The 25141-nt window shown below is 69.5% G+C and carries 26 protein-coding genes; 15 read left to right on the forward strand and 11 right to left on the reverse strand.

Going from position 1 to position 25141, the window contains the following annotated elements:
• Nucleotides 1-24: 24 nt before the first annotated feature.
• The 3 genes from menD to NKI68_RS14795 form a co-directional block, all read right to left on the reverse strand.
• Nucleotides 25-1794, reverse strand: a complete 1770-nt coding sequence (gene menD, locus NKI68_RS14785) for a 2-succinyl-5-enolpyruvyl-6-hydroxy-3-cyclohexene-1-carboxylic-acid synthase (protein WP_254543876.1) — start codon at nucleotides 1792-1794, stop codon at nucleotides 25-27.
• Entirely contained in the window at nucleotides 1791-3137 is a 1347-nt protein-coding gene (locus tag NKI68_RS14790; RefSeq protein WP_254543877.1) for an isochorismate synthase, read from the reverse strand. The genes menD and NKI68_RS14790 overlap by 4 nt, the downstream gene beginning before the upstream one ends.
• Before the next feature lie 99 nt (nucleotides 3138-3236).
• Nucleotides 3237-3833: a sulfite oxidase-like oxidoreductase gene (locus tag NKI68_RS14795; RefSeq protein WP_254543878.1), complete on the reverse strand. Its 597-nt coding sequence runs from the start codon at nucleotides 3831-3833 to the stop codon at nucleotides 3237-3239.
• A gap of 187 nt (nucleotides 3834-4020) precedes the next feature.
• On the opposite strand from NKI68_RS14795, the gene NKI68_RS14800 reads away from it, so the two are divergent.
• From NKI68_RS14800 to NKI68_RS14815, 4 genes are all read left to right on the forward strand, one after another.
• Nucleotides 4021-4236, forward strand: a complete 216-nt coding sequence (locus tag NKI68_RS14800; RefSeq protein ID WP_254543879.1) for a ribbon-helix-helix domain-containing protein — start codon at nucleotides 4021-4023, stop codon at nucleotides 4234-4236.
• Nucleotides 4237-4508: 272 nt separating this feature from the next.
• Nucleotides 4509-5330 carry an FkbM family methyltransferase gene (locus NKI68_RS14805; RefSeq protein ID WP_254543880.1) on the forward strand — a complete coding sequence of 274 codons (822 nt, stop codon included), beginning with the start codon at nucleotides 4509-4511 and terminating at the stop codon, nucleotides 5328-5330.
• 140 nt (nucleotides 5331-5470) lie between these two features.
• A complete protein-coding gene (locus NKI68_RS14810; RefSeq protein WP_254543881.1) occupies nucleotides 5471-5749 on the forward strand; it encodes a UPF0058 family protein in 279 nt (92 codons plus the stop codon).
• A gap of 76 nt (nucleotides 5750-5825) precedes the next feature.
• Nucleotides 5826-7709 carry a DUF7527 domain-containing protein gene (locus NKI68_RS14815; RefSeq protein WP_254543882.1) on the forward strand — a complete coding sequence of 628 codons (1884 nt, stop codon included), beginning with the start codon at nucleotides 5826-5828 and terminating at the stop codon, nucleotides 7707-7709.
• On the opposite strand, the gene NKI68_RS14820 is transcribed toward NKI68_RS14815, so the two are convergent.
• Nucleotides 7706-8011, reverse strand: coding sequence for a hypothetical protein (locus NKI68_RS14820; protein ID WP_254543883.1), 306 nt, complete (start codon nucleotides 8009-8011; stop codon nucleotides 7706-7708). The two genes, NKI68_RS14815 and NKI68_RS14820, sit on opposite strands and share 4 nt — an antisense overlap.
• Before the next feature lie 197 nt (nucleotides 8012-8208).
• Here NKI68_RS14820 and NKI68_RS14825 point away from each other — a divergent pair, with 197 nt between their 5' ends.
• From NKI68_RS14825 to NKI68_RS14835, 3 genes are read left to right on the forward strand one after another with little or no spacing between them, the layout of a single operon-like run.
• Nucleotides 8209-9564 carry an adenylosuccinate synthase gene (locus tag NKI68_RS14825; RefSeq protein ID WP_254543884.1) on the forward strand — a complete coding sequence of 452 codons (1356 nt, stop codon included), beginning with the start codon at nucleotides 8209-8211 and terminating at the stop codon, nucleotides 9562-9564.
• A gap of 51 nt (nucleotides 9565-9615) precedes the next feature.
• On the forward strand, nucleotides 9616-9810 hold the full coding sequence (locus tag NKI68_RS14830) for a methytransferase partner Trm112 (RefSeq protein ID WP_254543885.1): 195 nt from the start codon (nucleotides 9616-9618) through the stop codon (nucleotides 9808-9810).
• A gap of 32 nt (nucleotides 9811-9842) precedes the next feature.
• Entirely contained in the window at nucleotides 9843-10409 is a 567-nt protein-coding gene (locus NKI68_RS14835; RefSeq protein WP_254543886.1) for a DUF7524 family protein, read from the forward strand.
• A 770-nt stretch (nucleotides 10410-11179) separates the two neighbouring features.
• On the opposite strand, the gene NKI68_RS14840 is transcribed toward NKI68_RS14835, so the two are convergent.
• Nucleotides 11180-12301 carry a DR2241 family protein gene (locus NKI68_RS14840; protein WP_254543887.1) on the reverse strand — a complete coding sequence of 374 codons (1122 nt, stop codon included), beginning with the start codon at nucleotides 12299-12301 and terminating at the stop codon, nucleotides 11180-11182.
• Nucleotides 12302-12376: 75 nt separating this feature from the next.
• Nucleotides 12377-13249, reverse strand: a complete 873-nt coding sequence (locus NKI68_RS14845) for a CbiX/SirB N-terminal domain-containing protein (protein WP_254543888.1) — start codon at nucleotides 13247-13249, stop codon at nucleotides 12377-12379.
• A gap of 405 nt (nucleotides 13250-13654) precedes the next feature.
• On the opposite strand from NKI68_RS14845, the gene NKI68_RS14850 reads away from it, so the two are divergent.
• The 5 genes from NKI68_RS14850 (at nucleotide 13655) to corA (ending at nucleotide 17387) form a co-directional block, all read left to right on the forward strand.
• Nucleotides 13655-14152 carry a DUF7523 family protein gene (locus NKI68_RS14850; protein WP_254543889.1) on the forward strand — a complete coding sequence of 166 codons (498 nt, stop codon included), beginning with the start codon at nucleotides 13655-13657 and terminating at the stop codon, nucleotides 14150-14152.
• Nucleotides 14153-14275: 123 nt separating this feature from the next.
• Nucleotides 14276-15757 carry a cysteine--tRNA ligase gene (gene cysS / locus NKI68_RS14855; protein ID WP_254543890.1) on the forward strand — a complete coding sequence of 494 codons (1482 nt, stop codon included), beginning with the start codon at nucleotides 14276-14278 and terminating at the stop codon, nucleotides 15755-15757.
• A 13-nt stretch (nucleotides 15758-15770) separates the two neighbouring features.
• Entirely contained in the window at nucleotides 15771-16004 is a 234-nt protein-coding gene (locus tag NKI68_RS14860; RefSeq protein WP_254543891.1) for a DUF8150 family protein, read from the forward strand.
• Nucleotides 16005-16098: 94 nt separating this feature from the next.
• Nucleotides 16099-16398 carry a hypothetical protein gene (locus NKI68_RS14865; RefSeq protein WP_254546513.1) on the forward strand — a complete coding sequence of 100 codons (300 nt, stop codon included), beginning with the start codon at nucleotides 16099-16101 and terminating at the stop codon, nucleotides 16396-16398.
• On the forward strand, nucleotides 16395-17387 hold the full coding sequence (gene corA / locus NKI68_RS14870; protein WP_438267780.1) for a magnesium/cobalt transporter CorA: 993 nt from the start codon (nucleotides 16395-16397) through the stop codon (nucleotides 17385-17387). Before NKI68_RS14865 ends, corA begins: the two co-directional genes overlap by 4 nt.
• A 994-nt stretch (nucleotides 17388-18381) precedes the next feature.
• Here corA and NKI68_RS14875 read toward each other — a convergent pair.
• Nucleotides 18382-18870 (reverse strand): winged helix-turn-helix domain-containing protein, encoded by a 489-nt coding sequence (locus NKI68_RS14875; RefSeq protein WP_254543892.1) that lies wholly within the window; start codon nucleotides 18868-18870, stop codon nucleotides 18382-18384.
• 115 nt (nucleotides 18871-18985) lie between these two features.
• On the opposite strand from NKI68_RS14875, the gene NKI68_RS14880 reads away from it, so the two are divergent.
• Nucleotides 18986-19789 carry a DUF8170 family protein gene (locus NKI68_RS14880; protein WP_438267781.1) on the forward strand — a complete coding sequence of 268 codons (804 nt, stop codon included), beginning with the start codon at nucleotides 18986-18988 and terminating at the stop codon, nucleotides 19787-19789.
• A 207-nt stretch (nucleotides 19790-19996) separates the two neighbouring features.
• On the opposite strand, the gene NKI68_RS14885 is transcribed toward NKI68_RS14880, so the two are convergent.
• The 4 genes from NKI68_RS14885 to NKI68_RS14900 all read right to left on the reverse strand — a co-directional run bounded on the left by NKI68_RS14885 (nucleotide 19997) and on the right by NKI68_RS14900 (nucleotide 23405).
• Nucleotides 19997-21232, reverse strand: coding sequence for a tripartite tricarboxylate transporter permease (locus tag NKI68_RS14885; RefSeq protein WP_254543894.1), 1236 nt, complete (start codon nucleotides 21230-21232; stop codon nucleotides 19997-19999).
• Between the two features lie 123 nt (nucleotides 21233-21355).
• Complete coding sequence (gene rpl12p, locus NKI68_RS14890) at nucleotides 21356-21700, reverse strand: 50S ribosomal protein P1 (protein WP_254543895.1); 345 nt, start codon at nucleotides 21698-21700, stop codon at nucleotides 21356-21358.
• Between the two features lie 9 nt (nucleotides 21701-21709).
• Complete coding sequence (locus NKI68_RS14895; protein WP_254543896.1) at nucleotides 21710-22765, reverse strand: 50S ribosomal protein L10; 1056 nt, start codon at nucleotides 22763-22765, stop codon at nucleotides 21710-21712.
• Between the two features lies 1 nt (nucleotide 22766).
• Complete coding sequence (locus NKI68_RS14900; RefSeq protein ID WP_254543897.1) at nucleotides 22767-23405, reverse strand: 50S ribosomal protein L1; 639 nt, start codon at nucleotides 23403-23405, stop codon at nucleotides 22767-22769.
• A 324-nt stretch (nucleotides 23406-23729) separates the two neighbouring features.
• Between NKI68_RS14900 and NKI68_RS14905 the strand changes: the two genes are divergently transcribed.
• Together NKI68_RS14905 and NKI68_RS14910 are read left to right on the forward strand one after the other, a co-directional pair.
• Nucleotides 23730-24158, forward strand: coding sequence for a hypothetical protein (locus NKI68_RS14905; protein ID WP_254543898.1), 429 nt, complete (start codon nucleotides 23730-23732; stop codon nucleotides 24156-24158).
• Nucleotide 24159: 1 nt separating this feature from the next.
• The gene (locus NKI68_RS14910; protein WP_254543899.1) at nucleotides 24160-25107 is read left to right on the forward strand and encodes an alpha/beta fold hydrolase; all 948 of its coding nucleotides are present in this window, start codon (nucleotides 24160-24162) and stop codon (nucleotides 25105-25107) included.
• Nucleotides 25108-25141: the final 34 nt, after the last annotated feature.

The raw sequence follows: 25141 nt of genomic DNA on the forward strand, positions 1-25141 counted from the left end.
GTCGCTCGCGCCCTCGACTTCGGCCTACGCGGCGTCCGAGCGGTCCGATAGTTCCGACGCGACGCGCTCGTGGAGCACCTCGCGGTGGCGGTGTGACGCCTCGCTATCGACGCGCACCTCGATCACCTGCGTCCCCGCCCGTTCGAGCGAATCGCGGTACGCCTCGCGGAACCCCTCCCGCGTCTCGACGCGCGAGAACTCCAACCCGTAGAGGTCGGCGGTGGGTTCGAAGTCGAGGCCGTGGGGCGTCCTGAAGAACTCGGTGAACGGCGGGTCGTGGGACTCGATGGGGAGCATGCGGAAGATGCCCCCGCCGTCGTTGTTCACGAGGACGATCGTGGCGTCCACGCCGCAGCGCCCGACCGCGAGCAGGCCGTTCGAGTCGTGGTAGTAGGCGAGGTCGCCGGTCACGAGCACGAGCGGGTCGTCCGCGGCGCTGCCCGCCCCGAGCGCGCTGCTCGTGATGCCGTCGATGCCCGACGCGCCCCGGTTGCCGAGCGCGGTGACGGCCGCCTCGCGGGGCCGCCCGAACCGGTCGAGGTCGCGGACGGGCATGCTGTTCGAGACGAACAGCGTCGAGGGGTCGGGCGCGAGCGCGGCCGCGTCGGCGAGGATCGCCCCCTCGAAGAACGTCCAATCGCCTTCGACGAGGGACCAGTAGTCCCGTTCGAGCGCGGCGAACCGCTCGCGCCACGCCGGATCGCCCCCTCCCTCGATCCGGCCGGCGAGCGCCCGGGCGAGGCGCGTCGGGTCGGCCACCGCGAGGTCCGTCGCGGTGAACGTCGCCTCGCGCCACCCGCCCGCCGGGTCCACGACGACCTGCCTCGCGTCCGCGCTCGCGGTAGTCGCGTCGCGCAGGTACTCCCGGAGGGTCTTCGAGGTGGGCGACGCGCCGAAGCGGAGCGCGAGGTCGGGCGGCGCGTCGAGGGCGTCGAGGTAGGAGTCGTACCCGCCGCAGACGGTCGCGTCGGCCACGTGCGGACCGAACCGGAGCCCCGAGAGCGGGTCCGCGAGCACCGGGAAGCCCGTCGCGGCGGCCAGGGCGGCCAGCGCCTCGGGCGCGAGGTCGGCCGTCGGTCCGGCGACGATCAGGCCGCGCTCGGCGCGCTCGACCGCCTCGACGAGGTCGCGCAGGTCGGCCTCGGATAGCTCGGGAGCGCCGGGCGCGACCGAGACGAAGGGTCCGTCCCGCCCCTCGACGGCCTCGCGGTGAGATGCGGCGAACCCCTCCGGGACGTCGCCCGGGACGGGCGTCGGCTCCAGCGGCTTCTCGAAGGGGACGTTCAGGTGGACCGGTCCGGGTTCGACGCCCGTCGCGGTGGCGACGGCGCGGTCGAGGGCCGTCCGGAGCGCCCTGAGCTTCCGCCCGTCGGCTTCCGGTTCCGGGAGGGTGCGGTAGTGGCGGACGGCGTCACCGTAGAGCCCCTCCTGGTCGACCGTCTGGTTCGCGCCGCTGTGCTGGAGGACGCGCGGCCGGTCGGCCGTGAGCAGGAGCATCGGCGCGCGCGACTGGTGGGCCTCGATCACCGCCGGGTGGACGTTCGCCGCCGCCGTCCCGGAGGTGCACACGACGGGGGTGGGCCTGCCGGTGCGCTTCGCCCGGCCGAGCGCGAAGAAGGCCGCGGCGCGCTCGTCGAGGTGCGAGTACGTCTCGATCCCGGGGTGCTCCGCGAACGCGACGGTCAGCGGCGTACAGCGGCTCCCGGGCGCGAGACAGACCGCGTCGACGCCCGCCTTCGCGAGTTCGTCGGCGACGACCGACCCCCAGAGCGCGTTTCGGTTCTCGAACCTCATCTCCGTTTCAACTCGTCGAGGATGGGCCGGTACTTCAGCTGTACCTCCTCCCACTCGGACGCGGGGTCGCTGTCGCCGACGATGCCGTTGCCCGCGAACAGGGTCGCGCGCCGACCGCCGGCGACGCCCGAGCGGATGGCGACGGCGAACTCGCCGTCCCCCTCGGCGTCGAACCAGCCGACCGGGGAGGCGTACCAGCCCCGCTCGAAGGTCTCCGTCTCGCGGATGGTGCGGGCCGCCTCCTCCGGGGGGAGACCGCCGACGGCGGGCGTCGGGTGGAGCGCCTCGACGATCGAGAGGACGTGCTCGTCGGCCGCGAGGTCGGCCGTGATGGGCGTACGGAGGTGCTGGATGGTCGCGAGTCGGTGGATCTCCTGTCCGCCGACGGTCACCTCGCCGAGCGGGTCGAGCAGGTCGCGGATGGCCTCGGCGACGAGGCCCTGCTCGTGCTGGATCTTCTCGCTACCCACGAGCGCGGCGGCGAGTTCGGCGTCCTCCTCGGGGGTCGCGCCGCGTGCGACGGAACCGGCGAGCGCCTCCGTCTCGACGCGTCGACCGTCCAGACGGACGAGGCGTTCGGGCGGCGCGCCGAAGAAGCCGGCCGCCTCCGTCGGCTGGACGAGGAAGCGATAGCACTGCGGGTACGTCCGGCGGAGGCGTTCGAGGACGCTCGGCACGTCCACCTCGGCGTCGAGGTCGACGTCGAGCGCGAGCGCGAGGACGACCTTCCGCAGCGACCCCTCGCGGATGCGCTCGGCCGCCTCCCCGACCTGCGCCTGCCACTGTCCGGCGTCGGTGCGGTGGCGCGTCTCGCGCACGCCCGGCGGATCGCCGCTCGGCACCATCGCCGGGAGGTCGGCGATGCGGTCGCGGACTTCGTCGAGGTCCGCCTCGACGGCGTCGGGGTCCGCGTCGGGCGCGAACCGGGAGACCGTCAGGTAGGTCGTGTCGGCCCCCCGCGTGAGCTGAACCGCCGGGAGGACGAACGACGCGCCCGCGAACCCCTCCCACGGCGGGGCGGGGTCGTGGTCGTCGGTGAACGCGATGCCGCCGAGCATCCGGGGGCGGGTCACGGCCGGCCCCTCGTGGTCCACGTCCGCGAAGATTGCTCGTGCACCCGCGCGGAGCGCGTCGAAGCGATCGGGACCGGCCGCGGTCAGACGCGCGGCGGCGCGCCCCCCGGCGAGTTCCAGTCCGTCCGGGGCGAACCAGTGGATTCGCGGGACCGCCTGGTCGGTCAGAAAGGCTCGAAAGGAGACGTCCGGTACCGCACAGGACCGGCTGACGAGCACGCCGCGCTCGCGCGCATCCGCCGCCACGCCTCCGCTGCGCGCCGATTCCATTACCGAAAACTCGGGGTTCCTGACTCTTGAGGCTATCCTTCCGGGACGGGGCCGGGGGCGAGGGCGAACGTTCAACCGTCACCGCCGCGGCCCGGCGGCTCAACTGTACCGCTCTTCGTTCCAGGGGTTCGCCGTGTCGGAGTAGCCGCGCTTCTCCCAGTAGCCGAGTTCGCGTTCCGTGAGGAACTCCACGCCGTCGACCCACTTCGCGCCCTTGTAGGCGTACTTGTGCGGGGTGACGACGCGGACGGGGCCGCCGTGGTCGTCGGGCAGCGGTTCGCCGTCGAGTTCCCACGCGAACAGCACCTCCTCGCGCATGCACTCCGACAGGGGGAGATCCGTCGCGTAGCCGTCGAAGCCGTGGAACATGACGTGCGTGGCGTCGTCCCGGACCCCCGCGCGCTCGGCCAGCGCCGGGAACGGAACGCCGGTGAACTCGTTGTCGAACCGACTCCACCCGGTGACGCAGTGGAAGTCCTGTCGCTGTCGCTCGTGAGGGAGGCGTTTGAACTCCTCGAGCGAGAACGAGCGGTCGTCCTCGACCGCACCCCACACCTCGAACGTCCACGTCTCCGGCGACCACGAGGGCGTCCCGCTCTTCGAGAGCACGGGGAACCGAGCCGTCTCGCGCTGCCCCGGCGGGAGGCGCTCACCGCCGAACTCCTCGTAGAGGTCGGTCACGTCACGTACGCTCATGCTCGCGCTACCGACGCCACGAAGGTAGGTGCATCGAATCCGCCGCGCTCGGGGACGTGTTTGTATCATTATGAAATAGACTGAGAGGATGGAGAAGATTATTTCCCTCTTCGTGAGCGTAGTTTTGCGCTACCGCCAAGATTCCCCGCAGGAATTATATACCCGACTCTCAAAGCCACGAGTGACAATGCCCAAGGTGGAAATCACGATTCCGGAGCATCTGGAGATGCAGATCGCGCAGATGATCGAACAGGGCGAGTTCGTCAACCGCGAGGAAGCGATCGAAGACCTGCTGGCGGCGGGCCTGCGGGCGTACAAGACCAGCGGTCCCATCGAGGAGGACGAACCGGGAGCCTTCGAGGACGACGGGATGATGGGACACGAAGACGAGTACGTCTTCTAGCCCCACTCATGTGCGCATCGCGATCTACCCCGCGCACCCCGCACACCCCTCTCTTCTAACCGACTCGGTCCGCCCGTTAGCTTCATGTCCCTGCTCGTTGACTCGCCACCCGAAATGTCAGCAATTAGTCATAATTGGGTACATTCCCGGCGGCTACAGCGTCAGCACATCGAACGGGAGATCGCGCGGTGGCGGGGGAGCGACGGCCGTTCGGCGGAACGCGCTCCGCTGGAGACGGACGGCGGCGGTGCGGGAGACGGGGGGGAGGGACGATGAGCGCCAGCGGACTCCTCCTTCGGGCGAAGGACGCCGTCCACACCGAGCGGGTCGATCGCCTGCTCGATCGCCTGGGGGTGCGCAGTGCGCTCGCGGTCGCCTATCGGACCGCGGTGCTCGCGACGACCGACACGCGAACCCTCTCCATGGGTGGCGCGACGGCGACCTTCCACATGGACACGGTCGAGGAGTTCCGCGACCTCCACGGGTTCGACGAGCGGGCGGTCGCGGCGGACCTCGTCTCGCGCCTCCGCCCGGACGACGTGGTCTACGACGTGGGCGCGAACCTCGGCATCTACACCTGTCTCGCCGCCGACGTCGTCGACACCGTCATCGCGTTCGAACCGCACCCCGAGAACGCCGCGCGCCTCGCGGACAACGTCGACCTGAACGACGCGTCGGTCGTCGTCTCCCGGTACGCGCTGTCGGACGCGGCGGGGGTCGCGGAACTCGCCATCACGCTCGAAGGGCTCGGATCCGCCGGCCACACGCTGTTGACGGCGGCGAACCCCGACGCGCGGACCGTGAGCGTCGAGACCCGCCGCGGCGACGACCTCGTGGCCGCGGGCGAGATCCCCCCGCCGACGGTCGTCAAGGTCGACGCCGAGGGGGCGGAGCTGTCGGTGCTGCGCGGACTGCGGGAGACGCTGAGCCGGCCCGCGTGTCGACTCGTCTACTGTGAGGTCCACGAGTCGCGCCTGGAGATCGACGGTGCCTCCGTGACCGCGGTCCGCGACCTCCTCCGGGAGTCCGGGTTCGACGTCTCGGAGGAGTCGGTCGACGCCGGACAGCGCTTCCTCGTCGGCCGGAAGGAGTGATACGCCGTCTGCCGTGACTGTGTGGCGTTCCTCGGTTTCACGGGGTGCCGACAGTCCTCGCTGACCTGTCGGCCGACAGTACACCGCTCGTCACCCGTTGGCTCGTTATGTTTAAACCGCCCTCGCAGTTACCGTAGGGTATGCACAAGGACGAACTCCTCGAACTCCACGAACAGATGGTGACGATCATGGAGTACTTCCGCGCGCAGGAGGACGTGGACGACTCGCTGTTCGAGGCGTACGACCAGATCGACGTCTCGCCCGGTGACGTTCACAAGTCGAAGAGCGAACACAAACACGCGGTCTTCGTCCTCGGCAACGCGCTGGCGAGCGCCATGAGCGAGGACGAGTTCTCCGACGCCGGGCGTATCAGCAAGCGTATGCAGGAACTCGCGGACGACGCCGAACGAAAGCTGTAGCCCGACTCGCCCCCGATCGCTCCTGTCGGAATCCCGGAGCGTCAAAGTATATCACCCTTCGGACGCATCGCGGAGTATGGACGCACGGACCGTCGAACGGATACGCGAGTGGCAGTCTCACCCGTTCTCGGGGGACGACCTCCCCGCCCTGGCGGACACCTCGTTCACGGGCGCACTCGAGACCGACGACGCGTGGTTGTTCGTGCTCAACGGTCGCGCGATCGGCGTCTACGGGGGTACCGTCGGGGACGTCGCGGACGGCGAGGGGACGGCCTACGCCGCGCCGGACCCCGCCTTCCCGCTCCTGTTCACCATGCTCGAACGCGAGGGCGAGGAACGCGGCCGCTACTACACCGCCAAGACCCCGCTCGAGGAGGTCGACCGGACGCTCCGTGACGGCGGTTTCACCGGCTACGTCGAACTCGCCGAGAACGTCCTCAGCGGCGACTACTACGTCGTCTACTACGGGGGCGACGCGATGCAGGCCGCCTTCGTCGGGGAGAGCGGTCGCCCGATCGCCGGCCAGGAGGCGTTCGACCGGGCCGCGGACGAGGTCGGCATCTACAGCGTCGTCTCGACGGACGTTCCCGTACTCGACCTCCCCGGCACCGCCGCTCCCTCGGAGGACGATCCGTCCCACGAGACCGACGGACCCGACGCGACCGTCGCAGTCGATACGACGGGCGCACCCGACGCGTCGGGGCCGATCGAGGAGGACGACGCGCCCACGGAGGCCGTAGCGAGCGCCGAGGGGGAGTCCGCGTCCGCTGCCGATTCACCCCCCGCAGGTCGGGCCGACGGGGAGGCGTCCCTCGCCGAGGGGCGCTCGCTCGACGCGACGGCTCTCTCGCCGGACGCCGCGGCGTCCGGCGCTGGAGGCGACGACCGCGCCTCCCACGACGAGGGGCGCGGCGACGATACGGGGGAGCGCGACGACCTCCGATCCGACGATTTCCGAGCCGACGATTTCCGAGCGGACGATTTCCGAGCGGACGACCGCCGAGCCGACGACCTCCGAGCGACGCTTCGCGCGCGAGAGACGGAGGTCCAGCGCCTCCAACGGCGGGTCCGATCGCTCGCCGACGAGCGCGACGAGTTACGGGCGGCAAACGAGTCGCTCAGAGACGAGCGCGACGCCCTGGACGAGCGCCGCGAGCGGCTCGAGGCGTCCGTCAGGGAACTCGAAGCGCGGATCGACGACCTGGAGTCGCGGGCGGGCGACGCCGGGGACGGGATCGAGCGCGACGTCGAGGTGTCGCCGGGGGAGGCGCTCGCCGGAACGAACCTGTTCGTGCGCTATCGCTCGCGCGGCGCGACGACGCTCGACGACGTGCTCGACGGCCACGACGACTGCGAGGGGCTTCGGAGGAACCTCGATCTCGAGGAGCACACGCGCTTCGACGCCGAGGCGGCGCGGGTCGACGGGAGGCCGTTCGAAGCGTTCCTCGGGGACACCCTCGAACGCGAGTTCGTCTCGTGGCTGGTCCTCGACCTCGCCTTCGAGGTCGTCGACACGGGATACGCGGACGCGCTGTCGTCGCTCTACGAGGCGCTCCCCGAGATCGACCGCGCGGAACTGCACGGCACCGTCGACGCGGGCGAGGCGTCGTTCACGTTCGACGTGGTCTGTCGCGACCGCCTCGGCAACCCCCTCGTCGTCGCGAACCTCCACGATTCGCGCGAGCCGGTGGAGGGGACCGGGATGGAGGCGCTCCTGTCGGGGGCGGAGCGCGTCGCGGCCGCCTACGACACGCTCGCCGGGGCGTTCGTCGTCACGGCCAGCTTCTTCGATCCGAAGGCGCTCGAACTCGCGAGCGAGGCCACGGCCAGCGGCGGGTTGTTCGGCGGCGGGAGGCGCGCGAGCTTCGTGCGCCTCTCGAGAAAACGCGGCTTCCACCTCTGTCTGGTGGAGGCGCGGGATCGGCGCTTCCACCTGACGGTGCCGGAACTGCGGGGTTAGCTCTCGATCTCGGCCATCTCGTCGATCTTCATCCCCTCGAGCTTGTCGATGATGTCGTCGACCTTGTCGTCGAGTTCGGAGACGAAGTCCGCGGTGTGGTCGGTCGTGATGGCCCCCTGGCTCGACGGCTCGATGAGGTCTTCCTCCTCGAGAACGCGCAAGGAGTAGCGGACCTTGTGGTGCGGGTATCCCGTCTCGTTGGACATCTTCACGATGCCGATCGGTTCGTTCTCGATGACCATCCGGAGGACCTGTAGATGGCGTTCGAGCATATCGACTTCCTTCTCAAGTCGGTCTATCATGGCACTTGTTAACTTGTGTTTACAGCCTTTAAAGGTTGCTGTCCGTCCCGACAAAAGCCTGCGATTGGTAACAAGTACCCCGGGGGACTGTATAACCATTGTGGCTCGCGACGCGGGATGCGTCCCAGTTCTGGCACGGACGGCGAGCACCTCGCGGATCGTAACCGGTTTAGCGCGTCCTCTGAAACCTCCGCGCGATGACTGTCACTATCGTCGGGTCGCAACTCGGCGACGAAGGCAAGGGCGGTGTCGTCGATCTCTACGGCGAGGACGTCGACGTCGTGGCCCGCTATCAGGGCGGGGACAACGCCGGCCACACCGTCGTTCACGACGGTACGACGTACAAGCTCTCGCTCGTCCCGAGCGGCGCGGTCAGGGGCAATATCGGCGTGCTCGGCAACGGCTGCGTCGTCAACCCCGAGACGCTGTTCGAGGAGATCGACGCGCTCCGCGAGCGCGGGCTCGACCCCGACGTGCGCGTCGCCGAGCGCGCGCACGTGATCACGCCGTACCACCGCGTGCTGGACGGCATCGAGGAGAAGGCCAAGGACGACCTCGCGGCGGGCACGACGGGTCGCGGCATCGGCCCCGCCTACGAGGACAAGGTCGGCCGGCGCGGCGTCCGCGTCGGCGATCTCCTCGACCCCGACGTGCTCCGCGAGCGACTGGAGTACGTCGTCCCCCAGAAGCGCGCCATCGCGACGGAGGTCTACGGGCTGGAGCCGGACGAGGCGTTCGACGTCGAACACCTCTTCGCTACCTACCGCGCCTACGGCGAGCGCCTCGCCGACGAGGACATGACCGTCAACTGCGGGGAGTTCCTCGCCGATCGCATCGACGCTGGAGACGAGGTCATGCTCGAGGGCGCGCAGGGCACGTCGATCGACATCGACCACGGCATCTACCCGTACGTCACCTCCTCGAACCCGACCGCGGGCGGCGCGGCGACCGGCACCGGTCTCGGTCCCACCGTCGTCGGGCGGGGCGAGGTGATCGGCATCGTGAAGGCGTACCTCTCGCGGGTCGGCACCGGGCCGCTCCCGACGGAACTGGGCCACGTCGAGGGCCAGACCCCCGAGGGCGGCGGCGACACCGCCGAGACGGCAGAGGAGATCGCGACCTACATCCGCGACGAGGGCGGCGAGTACGGGACGGTGACCGGCCGCCCCCGCCGCGTCGGCTGGCTCGACGTGCCGATGCTGCGCCACGCAGCCCGCGCCAACGGCTTCACCGGCCTGGCGATCAACCACGTCGACGTGCTCGCCGGACTGGACGCCGTGAAGGTGGGCCACGCCTACGAGTTCGACGGCGAGGAACTCCGCACGATGCCCGCCACGACGGAGCAGTGGGGGCGCTGTGAGGCGATCTACCGCGAGTTCGACGGCTGGCCCGAGGTCGACTGGACCGCGGTGGCCGCCGAGGGCTACGACGCCATCCCCGAGAACGCGCGAACGTACCTCGAGTACGTCAGCGACGAACTCGGCGCGCCGATCTACGCCGTCGGCGTCGGCCCGGGCCGCGAGCAGACGGTGGTCCTCGAATCGCCGGTCTGAGGCGAGGGCGGACCCGGCACGCTTTTCCCACCGTCTCCCGAGGTGTCGCACATGAAGGAATCCCTGATGGACATCCTGTGCTGTCCGCTGGACAAGCAGGACCTCGAACTCGAGGTCGTCCGTCGCGACGACGAGGAGGTGCTCGAGGGGCGACTGGTCTGTACGCAGTGTGGCGAGGTGTTCCCCATCGAGGACGGCATCCCGAACCTCCTGCCGCCGGACATGCGCGACGACGCGCCAGCCTGAAGGCTTTTAGCCGCACCCTACGACACATGCTCGTGAGCAAGACCCTCGTCGTCGACCTGAACGAGGACGGTCTCCACACGGTGACCGTCCCGGAGACCTTCTCGTCGAGCGGCGAGTTCGACCTCGTCCTCGAGAACCACGGCCCCCCGACCCGCGTCCACCTCAGCCTCGACGACGCGCTCGCCGACGTGGTGGAACTCGACGCGAGTCACCACTACGTCACCGAGGGGGCGACCGAACGGGTCCCGGTTCGCGTCGCGCCCGACGCGGACGCGCGCGGCCGCATGACCGTCGCCGTCTCCTACGGCGCGACCACTGCGGACGTGCTGGTCGACCTCGAACCGAGCGACCCCGAGAAACCCCCCGTCGAGGTCGACGAGTCGCTCGGCACCCCGACCCCCGGACGCGACGGGTCGGCGTCGCCCTCGATGGGGTTCGGCGATCCGAGCGTCGTCCCCGCGGTCGCGCTCGGTGGCGTCGCCGTCTTCCTCGCCGTCGCGACCCTGACCGTCGACGGCGTCGCGGCCGTCGTCCTGGCCGTCCTGGCCGTCCTCGCCGCAGTCCTCGCCGCGGGCTACGCGATGTACCACCGACGCTAGACGACCACGTTTTGCTGCGGTCGCTCGCTGCGCTCGCTCCCTGGCAAAACCTGGACTAAAACCGCGCCTCACCCCCTCGCTGCGCTCGGGGATTCGGCGCGGCCGCTCGCTCGGCCTTCGGCCTCACTCGCGGGTGCTCAACACCAGACTCCGCGAGCAGTGCCGCGGCGTCGCCTGCACGCCCGCCTTTTGCCGCGCTCGGCGGTTTCGTCGCCTCGCTGGCAAAAGCTGCATTGTGAGACGCGACGCGTCTCACAGGCTTCCAGAACCGCCCACGGTTCTGGAAGGACCAAACCCCCGCCTCACCCCCTCGCTGCGCTCGGGGATTCGTCACCGGAACGCGGCGCGTTCCGGTTGGCTCACGAGAGTGGAACGCTCGTGAACGTCGGTCCGCTCGTTCGCGCCTGCGGCGCTCACTCCCGGCTGCCGCGCTGGCGTCGACGGTGGTGGCTAGTCTACCGTCGCGTACCTTTATATGCGAGAGCGGGACCAGAGCACCTCGTGACGTGAGAGTCGTCGCGGGGTGCCTGCGGTCGTGCGACGCCACGCCCCGCGGTCCTGCCCCCGCCACGGCGTCGCCTGTCCGCCCACGTTTTGCTGCGGTCGCTCGCTGCGCTCGCTCCCTGACAAAACCTGGACGAAAACCCCGCCTCACCCCCTCGCTGCGCTCGGGGATTCGGCGGGTCGCGGCCTCGCTCTGCTCGGCCGCGGGGGGGACGGAGTCGCTCATCGCGTACCTGGTGTCGGTCCCGCCTCCGCCGCCCGACCGACTACGCCCCGTCCTCGTCGGTCGGCACGCCGCACAGGTTCCCCTCGTCGTCGAATCGCTTCGCCCGGAGGTAGCGCGCCCGGTAGCGGTTCGCGCCCTCGGAGACGTCCGCCTCGCGGATCTCGTCGGTCCGGCCGTCGGCGACCGCCTCGACGATCGCCTCGACCTGCTCCTTCTCGCTCGGGGTGAGTTCGAACGTGTACTCCCGGGGCTCCTCGCGCTCCAGGGTCGTCCACGTGCGCGCGGCGGCGATCACGAGCGAGCAGGGCTCCCGGCAGGGGAACTCGCCGTCGCCGCGCGGCGCGTCGAGGGGCGTCGCCTCGTCCTCGTCCCACTCGCGGCGCTTGAGACACTGCGAATCGACGCAACAGGCCTCGGCGACCCACTCGACGGCCTCCGGGGGGAGTTCCTCGACGACGCCGTAGATGCCGGTCTGGCGCTCCGCGGTCTCGCGCCAGTGGCTCACGTCGAGGTCGCCCGCCCGCTCGCGGTGCCAGTTGGCGACCGTCGCGGGGTAGAAGAAGTCGACCGCGCGCACGAGGTCCGCGCTCGGGAGGTCCGGATAGACCCACCCCCGGCGGAGCGTGGGGGCCGTCTTGAGCGGGCGGTAGCGCCCCCGCTCGTCGTCGGTCGCGAGGTGGCGGGCGTCGAGCGGATCGTCGTGGCGGTCGAGGTCCGCGACGTCGCGCCCCGCGTCCGCCTCGTGGCGGAGGTCGTAGCGACGCTCGCCGTCGTCGGCCAGCGTCGCAGTGATCCGCAGTTGCCCCCACGACCGCGCGATCCCTCCCTCGCGTAGCGCCGCGTAGCGCTCGGGGACGGGACGCTCGTTGGCCCCCTCGATCCACCGCAGGAACGCCTCGCGGTCGGCGCTCAGGTCGGCCAGCGTCCAGACGTACCAGTTGTTCACGTAGTCCGCGTACTGCGCCGCGAGGTCGCGGAACGAGCGCTCGTCGAGTCCCGAGCGCTCGACCTCGGGCGTGGCGAAGGCGTACGTCTCGCCGTCGGTCGAGACGCGCAGGCCGTCGAAGTCGACGCCGTCCTCGGCGGCGGTCAGAAGGGCGTCGAACTGCTCCGCGTTCGTCGCGCCAGCCGCGCGCCGCGTTCGGTCCGGGGACTCGTCCATGTCCGAACCGAGCGGCGGAAAACAGGTAAATCCGCGTTTTTCGGTGCGGTGACGGAGCGTCGGAGCGTCCGACCCTCAGTCGCCCGCCACGTCGCCGGTCCGCTCGCGGACGCGCTCCGCCGAATCGCGCACGTCCGCCCCGGCGTCACGGGCGCGCTCGACGATCACGTCTGCCGTGAGCGCCTCCGTCCCGACCGCGCCGGCGTACCAGATGCGCGTGCCGTCGACCGCCGCCGGCACGTCGTAGCCCTCCCGGTAGTCGTCCGTGATGCCCATGTCCTCCGGGATGTCCTCCTGCGTGTGGAAGCCGTCGGCGACGAAGAGGGGGACGACCACCACGTCGTCCGACTCCAAGTAGTCGGTCACGTCGTCGACCTCCGGGTCCTCGTCCATGAACAGCGCCTCGACCTCGTCGAAGCGATCCATCGCGCGGATGCGCTCGGCGTGGTAGTGGATGGCCTTCGCGGAGTTCTCGTTGCGCTCGGTGCCGTGGCCGACGACCGCGAGGCCGAAGCCGGGACCCACGTCGGGGTCGCCCGTCACCGACTGGGCGCGCCGGACGATCACGTCGCTCATCGCGTCGTGCGTGCCGACCGGTCCGCAGTAGTGGACCGTCTTATCCACGTCGCTCGCCCGGAGCGTGACGTGGCTCGCGCTGGTGCCGTCGGAGTCCCACTCGTCGACGTCCCACCCCTCGAGGCGGAGTTCACGCGGGATGACCTGCTCGGTGAAGTACCCCTCGCTGACGAACAGCGGGACGACGAACACCTCCTCGGCCTCGACGGTCCGGAGCACCTCCCGGAACGACGGCTCCTCCTTCCAGAAGGCCTCGCGCACTTCGTCGAAGGCCCCCGAGGCGCGGATCGTGTCCGCGTGGTCGAACGTCGGCGCGCTCGAATCGGGGTTCAGGTGCGAGCCGTGGGCGACGATGACGAGCGCCTGTGACATGCCTCGACGTTGGGGATTTCTCGGATTAAGACCTTCGCTCCCACGGTTCACGTACGACGCACCCCGAGGCCCTGGCGGACTGAAAGGGCGAGGGTCCACGCGAACCCGGAGGCCGCAAGCACCGCAACGAGGAAGCGGAGCGACCGAGTGAGGAGCGCAGCGTGTCTCCCGGGAGCGTAGGACCCGAGGGCTTTCGAGGCGTTAGCCGCAGTCGAACACACGAACGTGACCTCGAAAGCCCTCGCGGGCTACACTCGCGCGAACCACACTGCGCTCCTCGGCTCACTGCGTTCGCCTGCGGTGCTTGCGGGTTCGTGCTTCGTGTAGCCCGCTCGCCCTTTCAGTCCGCCAGGGGCTGGACGTTCGAATCGCTTTTACCGCCGTCTGTTTCACACAACGTATCGTATGTCCCTCGCAGCAGAGACGCGCGCCGCCGTCCGCGTCCGACCGTTCCTCTACGACGCCCTGCGCGCGGGCGTCGTGAACTACGCCGCCGCCGCCCGGTACCTCGACGTCGGCGACGAGGAGGCAGTCACCGCCGCGCTCCGCCGCTACGCCGAGGAACTGGACGACTACGAACCGCCGGCGGGCGCGGCCAGCGTCTCGATGCGAAGCGGGCTGGGACCCGTCGAGTCCGACCCGGACACCGGGGAATCCGAACCCGACGAACGTCCCCTCCTCCGGGTCGGCGAGCGCTCGTACGGGCCGGGGGGATCGCTCACGGGCGTGCTCGCGACGGGCGACGTGCCCGCGGCGGCGCTCGCCGAGGCGCTCTCCCGCCTGCGCGCGGAGGGGATCGCCGTCGAGGCCGCCGCCGTCTCCCCCGAAACGCTCCTCGTGCTCGTCGAGCGGCGCGACGGGCCGAACGCCGTGCGCGTCGTCGAGTCGGTCGTCGGGCGCTGACGCGTCGGACGTCGGCCGCAGACCGGGGCGGACGCCGAGTCCCTGCGAACCGCGCTCACCGGGGGAGACAGGGCGTCCCGCGGTTCCGACGGATTCAAACGCGCCTCTGCTGAATCACGGGTAATGACGATACGCGTGACGAACACGCTCACGGGCGAGCGCGAGGTCTTCGAACCGCGCGGCGACGAGGTTCTCCTCTACGTCTGCGGCCTCACCGTCTCTGACCCCGCGCACCTCGGGCACGCCCGCCTGTGGATCCACGCCGACGTGGTCCACCGCTGGCTCGAGTACCGCGGCTACGACGTCCGCCACGTGGAGAACTTCACCGACGTGAACGAGAAGATCGTCGCCCGGATCGGCGAGGCGGGCGACGACGAGGCGGACGTCGCCCGCAACAACGTCGCCCGGACCGTGGAGGACATGCGCGCGCTCAACCTCCGGCGCGCGGAGGTCTACCCCCGCGTCTCCGAGCACGTCCCGGAGATCGTCGACCTCGTGGAGACGCTGATCGAGTCGGGCCACGCCTACGAGGCGAACGGCTCGGTCTACTTCGACACCTCGACGTTCTCCGACTACGGGACGCTCTCGAACCAGTCGATCGAGGACCTCGAAGCGCAGGCCTCGGATGACGAGCGGGCCGAGAAGCGCAACCCGACCGACTTCGCGCTCTGGAAGGCCGGCGGCGTCCCGCCGGAGACGGTCGCCGAACACCGCCACGAGGGGGCCGCCCCGCCCGAGGAGGCGAGCGCGGGGGCGGAGACGTGGGACTCGCCGTGGGGCGAGGGTCGTCCCGGCTGGCACATCGAGTGTTCGGCCATGTCCATGACGCACCTCGGGGAGACGCTCGACGTGCACATGGGCGGCCAGGACCTCGTCTTCCCGCACCACGAGAACGAGATCGCCCAGAGCGAGGCCGCCACGGGCGAGCGGTTCGCCCGCTACTGGCTCCACGTCCGCCTGCTCGAGACGGAGGGCGAGAAGATGAGTTCCAGCCTCGGGAACTTCTGGACGGTACGCGACGCGGTCGAGCGACTCGGCGGCGACGTCGTCCGGACCTTCCTGCTCTCGACGGCCTACGACAGCCGCCAGACCTACTCCGAGGCGACCGTCGACGAGGCGAGGGAGCGCTGGGAGCGCCTCGAGCGCGCCTACGAGCGCGCCTGCGATGCGCTCGACGGACCGGACGCCTACGCGAAGGTCGCGGACGACGACCTCCGGTCGGCCGTCGAGACCGCGACCGCGGACTTCGAGGCCGCCATGGACGACGACTTCAACACCCGCGAGGCCATCGCGGCGCTGCTCGACCTCGCGCGGGCGGTAAATCGCCACCTCGACGGCCGCGACGCGTACGACTACCGCGGCCTCCGCGAGGCCGTCGAGGCGTTCGACCGACTCGGCGGCGACGCGCTCGGATTCGCCTTCGGCGCGGACGCCGCCGAGGGCGAGGTGACCCTCGCCGGGGAGGTCGTCGACCTCCTGCTCGAGATCCGCGAGCGCGAGCGCGAGGCGGGCAACTACGAGCGCGCCGACGAGATCCGCGACTCGCTCGAGGCCCTCGGCGTCGAGGTCGAGGACACGGACGACGGACCGACGTTCCGGTTGTGACTACTGCGAAGATATGAGCGACTCGAACGTGCGTGACGAACTCGAGGCGAAGCGCGGACGGAACCGCCAGCGACGCCTCGCGGGTATCAAACGCTGGGTGGAGTACGTCAAAACCCACGCCCCGGAGGAGTGGGGCGAACAGCAGAACCGCCTCGTCGACTCCCGACTCGGGTCCGCTCGCCGATCGGACCTCGATGTCGAACACCGCCGCCGCGTCGAGCGAGTCGGTCGCGACCGCTCGCCGTAACCGTCGATCCGCTCCGTCCTCTCTCCCTCTTACTCCCCCACCCTGGATCGAAACGACGCATACCCTTTTTTCGCTGGCAGTGAGAGCGAACGGTATGAATCGAATGCGCACAGTCGGCCTCGCGATCACGGCGCTCGCGCTCTGCGGGTACGTCGTCGGGGTCCTCGCGCCCTACCCCGGCCGGTCGTGGACCGTGACGGGCGTCATGGTGGGGATCGCGATAGCGGTGATGGCCGACCCGGACGGGTCGTCCCCCCGAGAGCGCGACCTGAGGCGAGATCCGAGGCGGTTCGACGGCGGCGAGTCGCCCGACGGACGCCACGCGCTTGGGTACCGATCGACGCGAGACGGGCCGGGGCGAGACGGGGGCGGGACGGGGGGCGATCGCGCGTGATCTCGGCGCTCTCGTACGACTCCGGAACGGTCGAGAGCCGATCGATCGACGGGTCGACCGACCTCTCGGCACTGAAGGCAGAGGAGGCGACTACGTGGGTGGACGCGACCGACGCCACCGAGAGGGAACTGCGCCTCGTGGCGGACGTCTTCGGCATCCATCCGCTCGCGGTCGAGGACGTGCTCAAGAACGTACGCCCGAAGACTGAGGAGTTCACCGACTACACGTTCGTCCTCGTGAAGGAGGCGGAACTCACCCGCGGCGATCGGCCGTTCGACGAGGAGGTGCGCGACGAACCCCTCGGCGTGTTCGTCGGCGAGGACTGGGTGTGCACGCTCTCGCTGTCGCCCATCGCCGCCGTCCAGCGCGTCTGGTCGGCCGTGACCCAGTGGGACGAGCGCCTGCTCCAGCGCGGGGCCGACTACACCGCCTACCGCGTGATCGACACGGTCGTCGACGACTACTTCGACCTGCTCGACCGCGTCGAGACGCAGATCGAACGGATCGAGGAGGAGGTGCTCGTCTCGACGGACATCCAGACGCTCGAACGCATCAACGGCGTTCGGCGCGACCTGCTGGCGTTTCGGAAGGTGACGTGGCCCTCGCGCGAGGCGGTCGGCGTTCTCGCGCGGGGGGACACGGCCCACGTCCGCCCCGAGATGGAGAAGTACTTCCGTGACGTGTACGACCACCTCGTCCACATCGTCGACCTCACGGAGACGTACCGCGACCTCACGAGCGGCGCGCGCGACATCTACCTCAACACCCTCTCTCAGTCCACCAACGAGGTGATGAAGACGCTCACCGTCGTCGCGACCATCTTCCTCCCCCTGACGTTCATCGCGGGCGTCTACGGGATGAACTTCGGCGGCAGCCGGTTCAACATGCCCGAACTCTCGTGGCCGTTCGGCTACCCGGCGGTGATGCTGGGGATGCTGCTCGTCGCGCTCGTCATGCTCGTCTACTTCCGCGAGCGCGAGTACCTCTAGCCGGCCGTCCGCTACTTCGCTCCGCCGGGATTCCGCTGGTCGTTGCCGTTCGGCGACGTACGCGAGGACGTCGCGATAGTCGCTCGGAAAGTCCGCCGCCGTCGCACCCCCTGCGCTCGGCGAGGGGTGAGAGTGAGCCCGTCCGACGTCCTTCGGATGCCGATCCCACCGACACTCCCAGCGGGTGCCGTCGGTCCGCTCCCCGACGTAGTGTACGGAGAGTTGACATCCTCCCCGCGCTGAAGCGCGAGGATTCCACCGTGGGGTCGTTCGAAACGGCGCGGCCGTTTCGTGATGACGGAAGACCTGCGGTCTTCCGAACCACGTCGGGCCGGTCCGTCTGCCCCCGGCGGTAACTTCCTCCCCGACGGGAGTACCGGGTTCGTGAGCGCCACGTCGGGGCGGTGGGCGTATGGTGACGCCAGTCCATTCGGACTCCCCCGCTTGTGGCTCCACACCCGCCCGGTCGCCCAACCGCAAGAGGGGCGACCGTCCGAACGGGTGCGTTCGGTCCCGTCTGTTCGGCGGGACCGACACGGGCCGTGCCATCGACCGGACTCTGCCGACCCGCAGTGTCGGCGGAGTGGACACCCACGAGCGGGGCAGGCTTTGGTTGCCCGTCGGCAACGCCGACGGGCCGTGTGGCACACGACGGTGGTTTCCCCCGCCGCTCGTACAACCTCGCCCGACCGCATCCACACCCGGAGTGTTTGGACACGGCGCGACTACGGGAGCGGCCCCGGTTCTCCCGGTTTGATTTTCGTGAGTGGCTTGCCGCCGGGTACGACGCCGGTCTGGATACGTGTTGTGGTCTGTGGGGCTGGAGTGTCCGCTCGACCCCGCCCTGAAGGGCGAGGCTTGCGCTCGAATCCACGTCACCGCCGACGTACCACCGAACGTCGGGGCGCGTCCCCGATACGGTCGGGGAACAGCGAGCGATCGTACCACGCCTCGACGTTTTTTCACGGCCTCAACGCACTGTCGAACCTTCCAGTTACTGGCCGGTACTCCCTTCTACCGTCTCGAGATCCGGTTCGTCGAACGCGAGTGCGTCCGCGACCGCCGCCGGGAGTTCCGGGCGCGGTGCCGCCTCGTGGCGCTCGACCTTCTCCGTCTTGCGGGTGTTCTCGTACAGGGCGCGAGCGACGGGGAGACCGCGCAGGTACTTGTACTCGTAGAGGACGTCGATTCCGCGTTCGGTGAACCCGTAGAACTGCGACGGGAGATCCCGTCTCCCCTCGCTCGGTGGGTACGTGTACTGCGCCACGAGTCCGGCCTCGATCAGCGTCTCCAGTTGATCTTTGATCGCCGCCTGACTCTTTCCGACCATGTACTCCAGTTCGGCGAGGGACATGAGGTGAGCCGGGTGCCCGAGAAGCTCCTGAACGATGAGATGGCGCGTGTCCTGGGACAAGAGTTTGAAGAGCCGCTGCTGTTCCGCGAACGGCCCCGGATCGGCGGTCCCGCTGTCGCTCCCGCTCATGGCTGTCGCTACGGCGAGTGGCACTATAACGATTAGGATCATCTGAACAGGTTATTTTAGAGATAGCCAAATAGGTTCGGAACGGATAAGGTGGGACGGTCAGAGCTGACAGGTAATGAGTGATCCCAGCCCCCCACCTGACGCGGCGGACGTTATGACGCTGGTTCACGAGGCTGTCGGTGGCCTCGAACTCGACCCCGGGGAGAAACGGGGCATCTGGCGGTTCGTCCAGCGCGAACTCCCCTACCTCTGGAGCCAGCGCACCTCCTATTTCATCCTCGGCAGCTACCGCGACCCGTACGTCCGTCGACTCCGATCCGTGCAGAACGAACTCGCGAAGCGGCTCGGTGCCTACCCCTTCCTCATGGGCGATCTCTGGGAACTTCCGACCGATCGGCTCAACGCGTTCGACATTACGTTCACCCTACTGGCCACTTATAGCGACTATATCGTCGGTGTCTTCGAGAAGGACAGTGGCGGGGAGGCACCGGAACTGGGGGAGATCGACGACCCACCCTATTTCGATAAATTGTACGTGTTCCCACGCGATTATACCTGGGTCACCGACACGAACCTGACGTCGAGACATCACGTCATCCAGGCCGCCGTGGCGATCGCGTTCACCGACGCATTGACCGACGACGAGAAGCGGGAGGAGATCGCGTCCCTCGTCGATCGTGCGCGGGGTGCCGACGTCGACATCACCGAACAGGACGTGTGGGCCACGGTCCGCGACCGAGAGAGCGACGGGAGCGAGCCGGCGACCTACAGCTGGGTACACCTCAACAAGTTCCGAAAATTCGAGTTACACGATCGGTGTTTCCCGTGGACGACGGAGGAGGAGCTCCGAACCGCGGTCTCGAAGCTTCCCTCTCCGACGCCACGCCCTGCATGGGAGAGACGCGAGGAGCCCCGATAGTAGTCGGTCCGACGCGCTGCTGTCATCGCGGAAGGCTACACTGGGTCGTCTACCAGGGCTGTGGGGAACACCGCACCGAGGACGGTACTGAATCGTGCTTCGCGATGCGGTGTCCGAACCCGTGGAGGACGATCTGTGGGCACCCCTCGAACGATACGCCGATGATCTACGCTCCGAGGAGTTCGACGGTGCTCGTGGGAGCCCGTCCTACAGCGCTATCGGCGCGTACAACACCCCCATGAGGTGCGCCCGGCGCGCGCCGAAGCGAACCGGGAGCAGGCCGACGAGCGCGCTCACGGCCAGGAGCCCGACCCCCAGCCCCCCGGCGAAGACGAACGAGAGGGCACAGAGCAGTCCGAGCACCGACAGCGACAGTCGGGTGGCGTCGACGCGACCGGCGACGCGCAGGTAGCGGTCCCCGACGAGGACGACCAGCGCGAACCCCGCCGCCGCGGCGAGCGCGACGGTGGCGAGCAGCGACGGCAGGTCGAGGGGGACGCCCGCCCGGTCCATTGCCACGAGGACGCCCGTCCGGGGCTGTCCGAGCGCGACGAGCGCGAACAGCGCGAAGATCGTGTTCGCCGTGTTGACGCCGCTGGTGGCGACGATGAACCCCCGCCCGCCGTACCGACCGGGGACGGCGAGCAGCGCGACCGTGGCGGCGACGGCGCTAGAGACGCCGGGGACGTACCCGACGACGGCACCGGCGACGGTTCCCACGCCGCCCAGTCCCGCGATCGCCCGCCGGGAGAGCGTCACCGTCGGGGCGACCTGGCGGGGCACCCCGCCACCCCCCACGGCGTCGAGGAGCACCGGCGCGCCGAACAGCCCCGCGAACAGCGGGAGCAGGACGTCGCCCGTCTCGAGCAGTCCGTCCACCGGGAGATCGAGGGCGACCAGCCCGAGCGCCCCGCTGGTGAGCAGGGCGAGCGCGCCGCCGACCGCCCCCCGCGCGGTCGGTTCGGTGAGCACGAGCGCGAGCGCCGCCCCGCCGAGGACGAGCGGGAGGTGCGCCCGGATCGTCGGGTAGAGGGCGACCATCAGCCGCGTCATCGGGATCGAGAGGGGGACGGCCATCGCGACGGCGCTCGCGCTCCCGAGCGCGGACAGGCGCAGCGCCTCGCCGCCGCGACCCTCCAGCACGAGTCTGTGGCCCGGGAGCGCGCTCGCGGCCATTGCCGAGTCGGGGACGCCGAGCGCGAGGGCGGGCACCACGTCGAGGAAGGTGTGGACGACCCCCGCGGCGAGCATCGCACAGCCCACGAGGAGGGGCGGTCCGGGGAGGGCGGGCGCGACCGCCGCGAGCAACAGCGCCATGTTGTTGGCGTGCAGGCCGGGGAGGAGTCCGCTCGCGGTGCCGAGCGCGACGCCCCCGAGGACGAACGCGAGCGTGAGCGCCGCGGCTCGGGGGGCGACGACCACGTGCGGGACTCCGGGATCCATCGACCGTCTCTGGTTCCGTTCCCCTACTTGAACGTTCGCGGAACCGGGACGGCCGGCGCGATCGGAGCGCCCGGAGCGGCCGCTCCGGGAGCGCGATAAACGGAGAAGGTGTACCGGGTCGATTCAGCCGAAGAGCGCGCCGAGGCCCTCGCCGCCGGCGTCCTCGTCCTCGTCCTCGTCTTCCTCTTCCTCGGCTTCGGCCTCCTCGGCCTCCTCGGATTCGGCTTCCGCTTCGGCCTCGGCCTCGGCACCGCCCGCGGCGGCACCGCCCGCCGCGCCCGCTGCGGGGACGGCGGCGGCCTGCTCGACGGCCTCCTCGATGTCGACGTCCTCCAGCGCGGCGACGAGCGCCTTCACGCGGGACTCCTCGACGTCGACGCCGGCGGCCTCGAGGACGCCGGTGAGGTTGTCTTCGTTGATCTCTTCGCCCGATTCGTTCAGGATGAGTGCTGCGTAGATGTACTCCATTGGTCTAAGTTATCCGAACATCGCGCCGAGCGCGTCGCCACCGTCGTCGTCTTCGTCGTCTTCGTCGTCGGTGTCGTCGGCCTCGGCTTCCTGGTCGTCAGTCGATTCCTCTTCCGCGTCTTCCTCGGCAGTCTCCGCGGCGGCCGTCCCGGGCGCGGCGATCTCGGCACCGCGCAGTTCCTCGGGGAGCGCCTCCTCGTCGTCGATGACGGCGGCCAGCGCGCGCATCTGCGCGTCGGCCTTGGCGACGAGGTCGTCGGCGATGTCCGGGCTCTCGATGGCCGCGAACAGGCCGAGGCTGCGCGCCTCGTTGCTCGCCTTCGCGAGCAGGAGGTCCGCGGTCCGCGCCGTCGGGTAGACGGCGTTGACCGACAGGTTGCGCCCCGCGGCGACGGCGGACTCGATGTCCGCGCGGTACTCCGCTACGTCGATGGCGAGTTCCTCGGGTTCGAAGAACACGCCCTCGGAGTAGACCCCGCGCAGGTCGAGTCCGACCTCCTTCGGCTCGATGTCGAGTTCGTTCAGGACGTTCGCCAGCGTCTGGTCGACCTCCTCGCCGGCCTCGAGGACCGTCGAGTCCTCGAGGACCTTGATGGAGCCGTCCTGGATGCGGGCGTTCGCGCCGACCTGCTGGAGTTCGCCCACGAACGGGCCGGGATCGATCCCGGTGTCGCCCGCGGGGATGACGATGTCGTTCGGGGCGACCTCGCCCGCGTTGATCGGCGCGGGCGTCTTCGACTCCTCGAGCCGCTTGTACAGGCCGAACGGGTTGTCGTTCGTCCCGATGACGCCGACCTGCCCCTCGACGAGGTCGACGAGCGTCTCGAGGCCGTCGTCGACCTCCTCCAGGGCGCGGACCAGGAGCGTGTTCCGCGAGATGCGGAGTTCGGCCGTGCCGTGGAGGTCGCGGCGCATCGCCTGGAGCTGGCGGCTCGGGATGCCCGCGACGTTGACGACGCCGACGCTCTCGTAGGAGCGGAGCGTGTCGACGAGGGCGTCGACCTCCTCGCGCTTCCACTGCGGGATGACTTCGGTCTTGCGTTCGGATCCTGCCTCTGCGGACATCTCAGGCCACCTCCACCGCCGGCCCCATCGTCGTCTTCACGTAGACGGAGTCGATGTTGAGCGGCCCCTTCTCGAGGTCCGCCTCCAGCCGTCGGATGATGACGTCGATGTTGTCGGCGATCTCCTCGGCCGTCATGTCCTCGGCACCGACCCGGGCGTGGAAGGTGCGCCGATCGCGGCTGCGAAGCTGCACCGTGTTCTTCATCCGGTTTACGACTTCGACGACGTCGTCGTCCGGCTGAAGCGGGGTCGGCATCTTCCCCCGCGGACCGAGCACGGTCCCGAGGTAGCGGCCGATGTCTTGCATCATGTTCGCCTGGGCGATGAAGAAGTCCGTCTCGCCTGCGAGGTCCTTCGCGGCGTCGGTGTCGTCACCCAGTTCTTCGAGATCGTCGCTGTCGAGTACCTCGTCTGCGACGTCCCGTGCCCGGAGGGCGGTCTCGCCCTCCGCGAACACGACGATACGAGTCTCCTGTCCGGTCCCGCTCGGAAGGACGATTCCTTCGTCGACGCGGTTGGACGGGTCGTTGAGATCTAGATCGCGCAGGTTGATGGCGAGGTCCACCGACTCGCGGAAGTTCCGCGGCGGGGCTCCCTCTAGTGCGCGAGAGACTGCGTCCTCTATTGACTGATCTGCCATTGTTCACCTCCGTAGTCCGCCTGTGTGGCTACTACGGCGTGAAACAGGCGTGAACCTGCCTCGTCTCCATATCACCCGCGTCGTGGACTTAAATACGTCGAAGTGTCGGGCGGACGGCAGGGACCGACGGAACCGAACGGAGAACGGGGAACGGGACCCGATCGGTGGCGAGCCCCGGGGAACGCCGTCGCCGACCAGCAGCGCGGGAGTCGGGTCGACCCCTGAGCCACTCACAGACGACGTTATTACCCGCCGAGCCGAAATACTGTCTGAGTGGTTACAAGTTAGATGTGGCTGGACGGTGTAGCGCCGTCTCGAACCGTCATGACAGCGTCAGACCTCGCCAGTCACGAGTGGTGGGAACGGTACAAGCGGGTGGTCAACGCCGACCCGGAGATGCGGGTCCGCGGCCACCAGCACTTCGAGGAGGACTTCGTCGTCGACATCGACGGCGATCGCTTCCTCGTGCGGATGGAGGGCGGACGCGTGGAGGAGGTCCTCCCGAACCCCGGTCTCAACGAGCGATGGGCGTTCGGCGTCCGGGGGAGCCGGACCGCCTGGGAGGAGTTCGTCCGGGAGGTACCGCCGCCGTTCAACCACGAGATCGTCGCGTCGCACTATCGGACCGCGGTCCGCGACGAGCCGGACCACCTCGAACTCACGGGGGACAACGAGGCGATCTTCCAGAACCTCCGCGCGTTCCAGCGCGCGCTCGATCTGATGCGCGTCGCGCACAACGACGGGGGGAGCTGAGATGAGCGTCGAGGACGTAGACGCCGTCGAACCGATCGTCGGCCGGTACGTGCACGCCGACATCGGCGGCGTCGACCACCGGATCTACTTCGAGGAGAACGGCCCCGAGGACGGCATCCCGTTGCTCTGTCAGCACACGGCGGGCAACAACTGCCAGGAGTGGCGACACCTCCTCACCGACGAGACCATCGCGGAGGAGTTCCGCGTCATCGCCTACGACCTCCCGTTCCACGGGAAGTCGGTCCCGCCGGTCTCCCAGCGGTGGTGGACGGAGGACTACCTCATGACCGCCGAGCGGTTCACCGAGTCGATCGTCGCCATCGCGGACGCGCTCGAACTCGACGAGCCGATCTACATGGGATCGAGCATGGGCGGGAACATCACGCTCGAACTCGCCGACTGGTATCCCGATCGCTTCCGGGCGTTGATCGGCCTCGAGTGCGCGGCGCACAGCCCCGGCTTCTACATCGACTGGCTCGACCACCCGCACGTCAATACGACGGAGGTCAACGCCTACGCCTGCTGGGGGTTGATGGCTCCACAGAGCCCCGAATCGACGCGCCGTGAGACGATGTACCTCTACGAACAGGGCGCGACGGGCGTGTTCAAGGGCGACCTCTACTACTACTCGGTCGACCACGATTACCGCGAGAAGCTCGACGACGTCGACGCCACGCGCGTCCCGCTGTACGTCGTCAACGGCGAGTACGACTACCTCACGACGCCCGACGACGGCCGCGAGACCGCCGCCGGGGTGGGCGAGGGTGCGGTCGCGGTCGAGATGGCCGAGATCGGTCACTTCCCGATGAGCGAGCACCCCGAACTGTTCAACGCCTACCTCCGAGAGATCCTCGCCGACGTCACCGGCGACCGCGACGAGGCGCTCCCGGACGTGCTGACGCCGGAGGACGTGGGCGTGGAGATGACGCCCAGGCCCGCGACGGAGTAACGCGCCGCGTTCGCGGCGCGGCCCGCCCGCCAGA

The sequence above is a fragment of the Halomarina pelagica genome, from assembly GCF_024228315.1.
In the GTDB taxonomy this organism is placed as follows: domain Archaea; phylum Halobacteriota; class Halobacteria; order Halobacteriales; family Haloarculaceae; genus Halomarina; species Halomarina pelagica.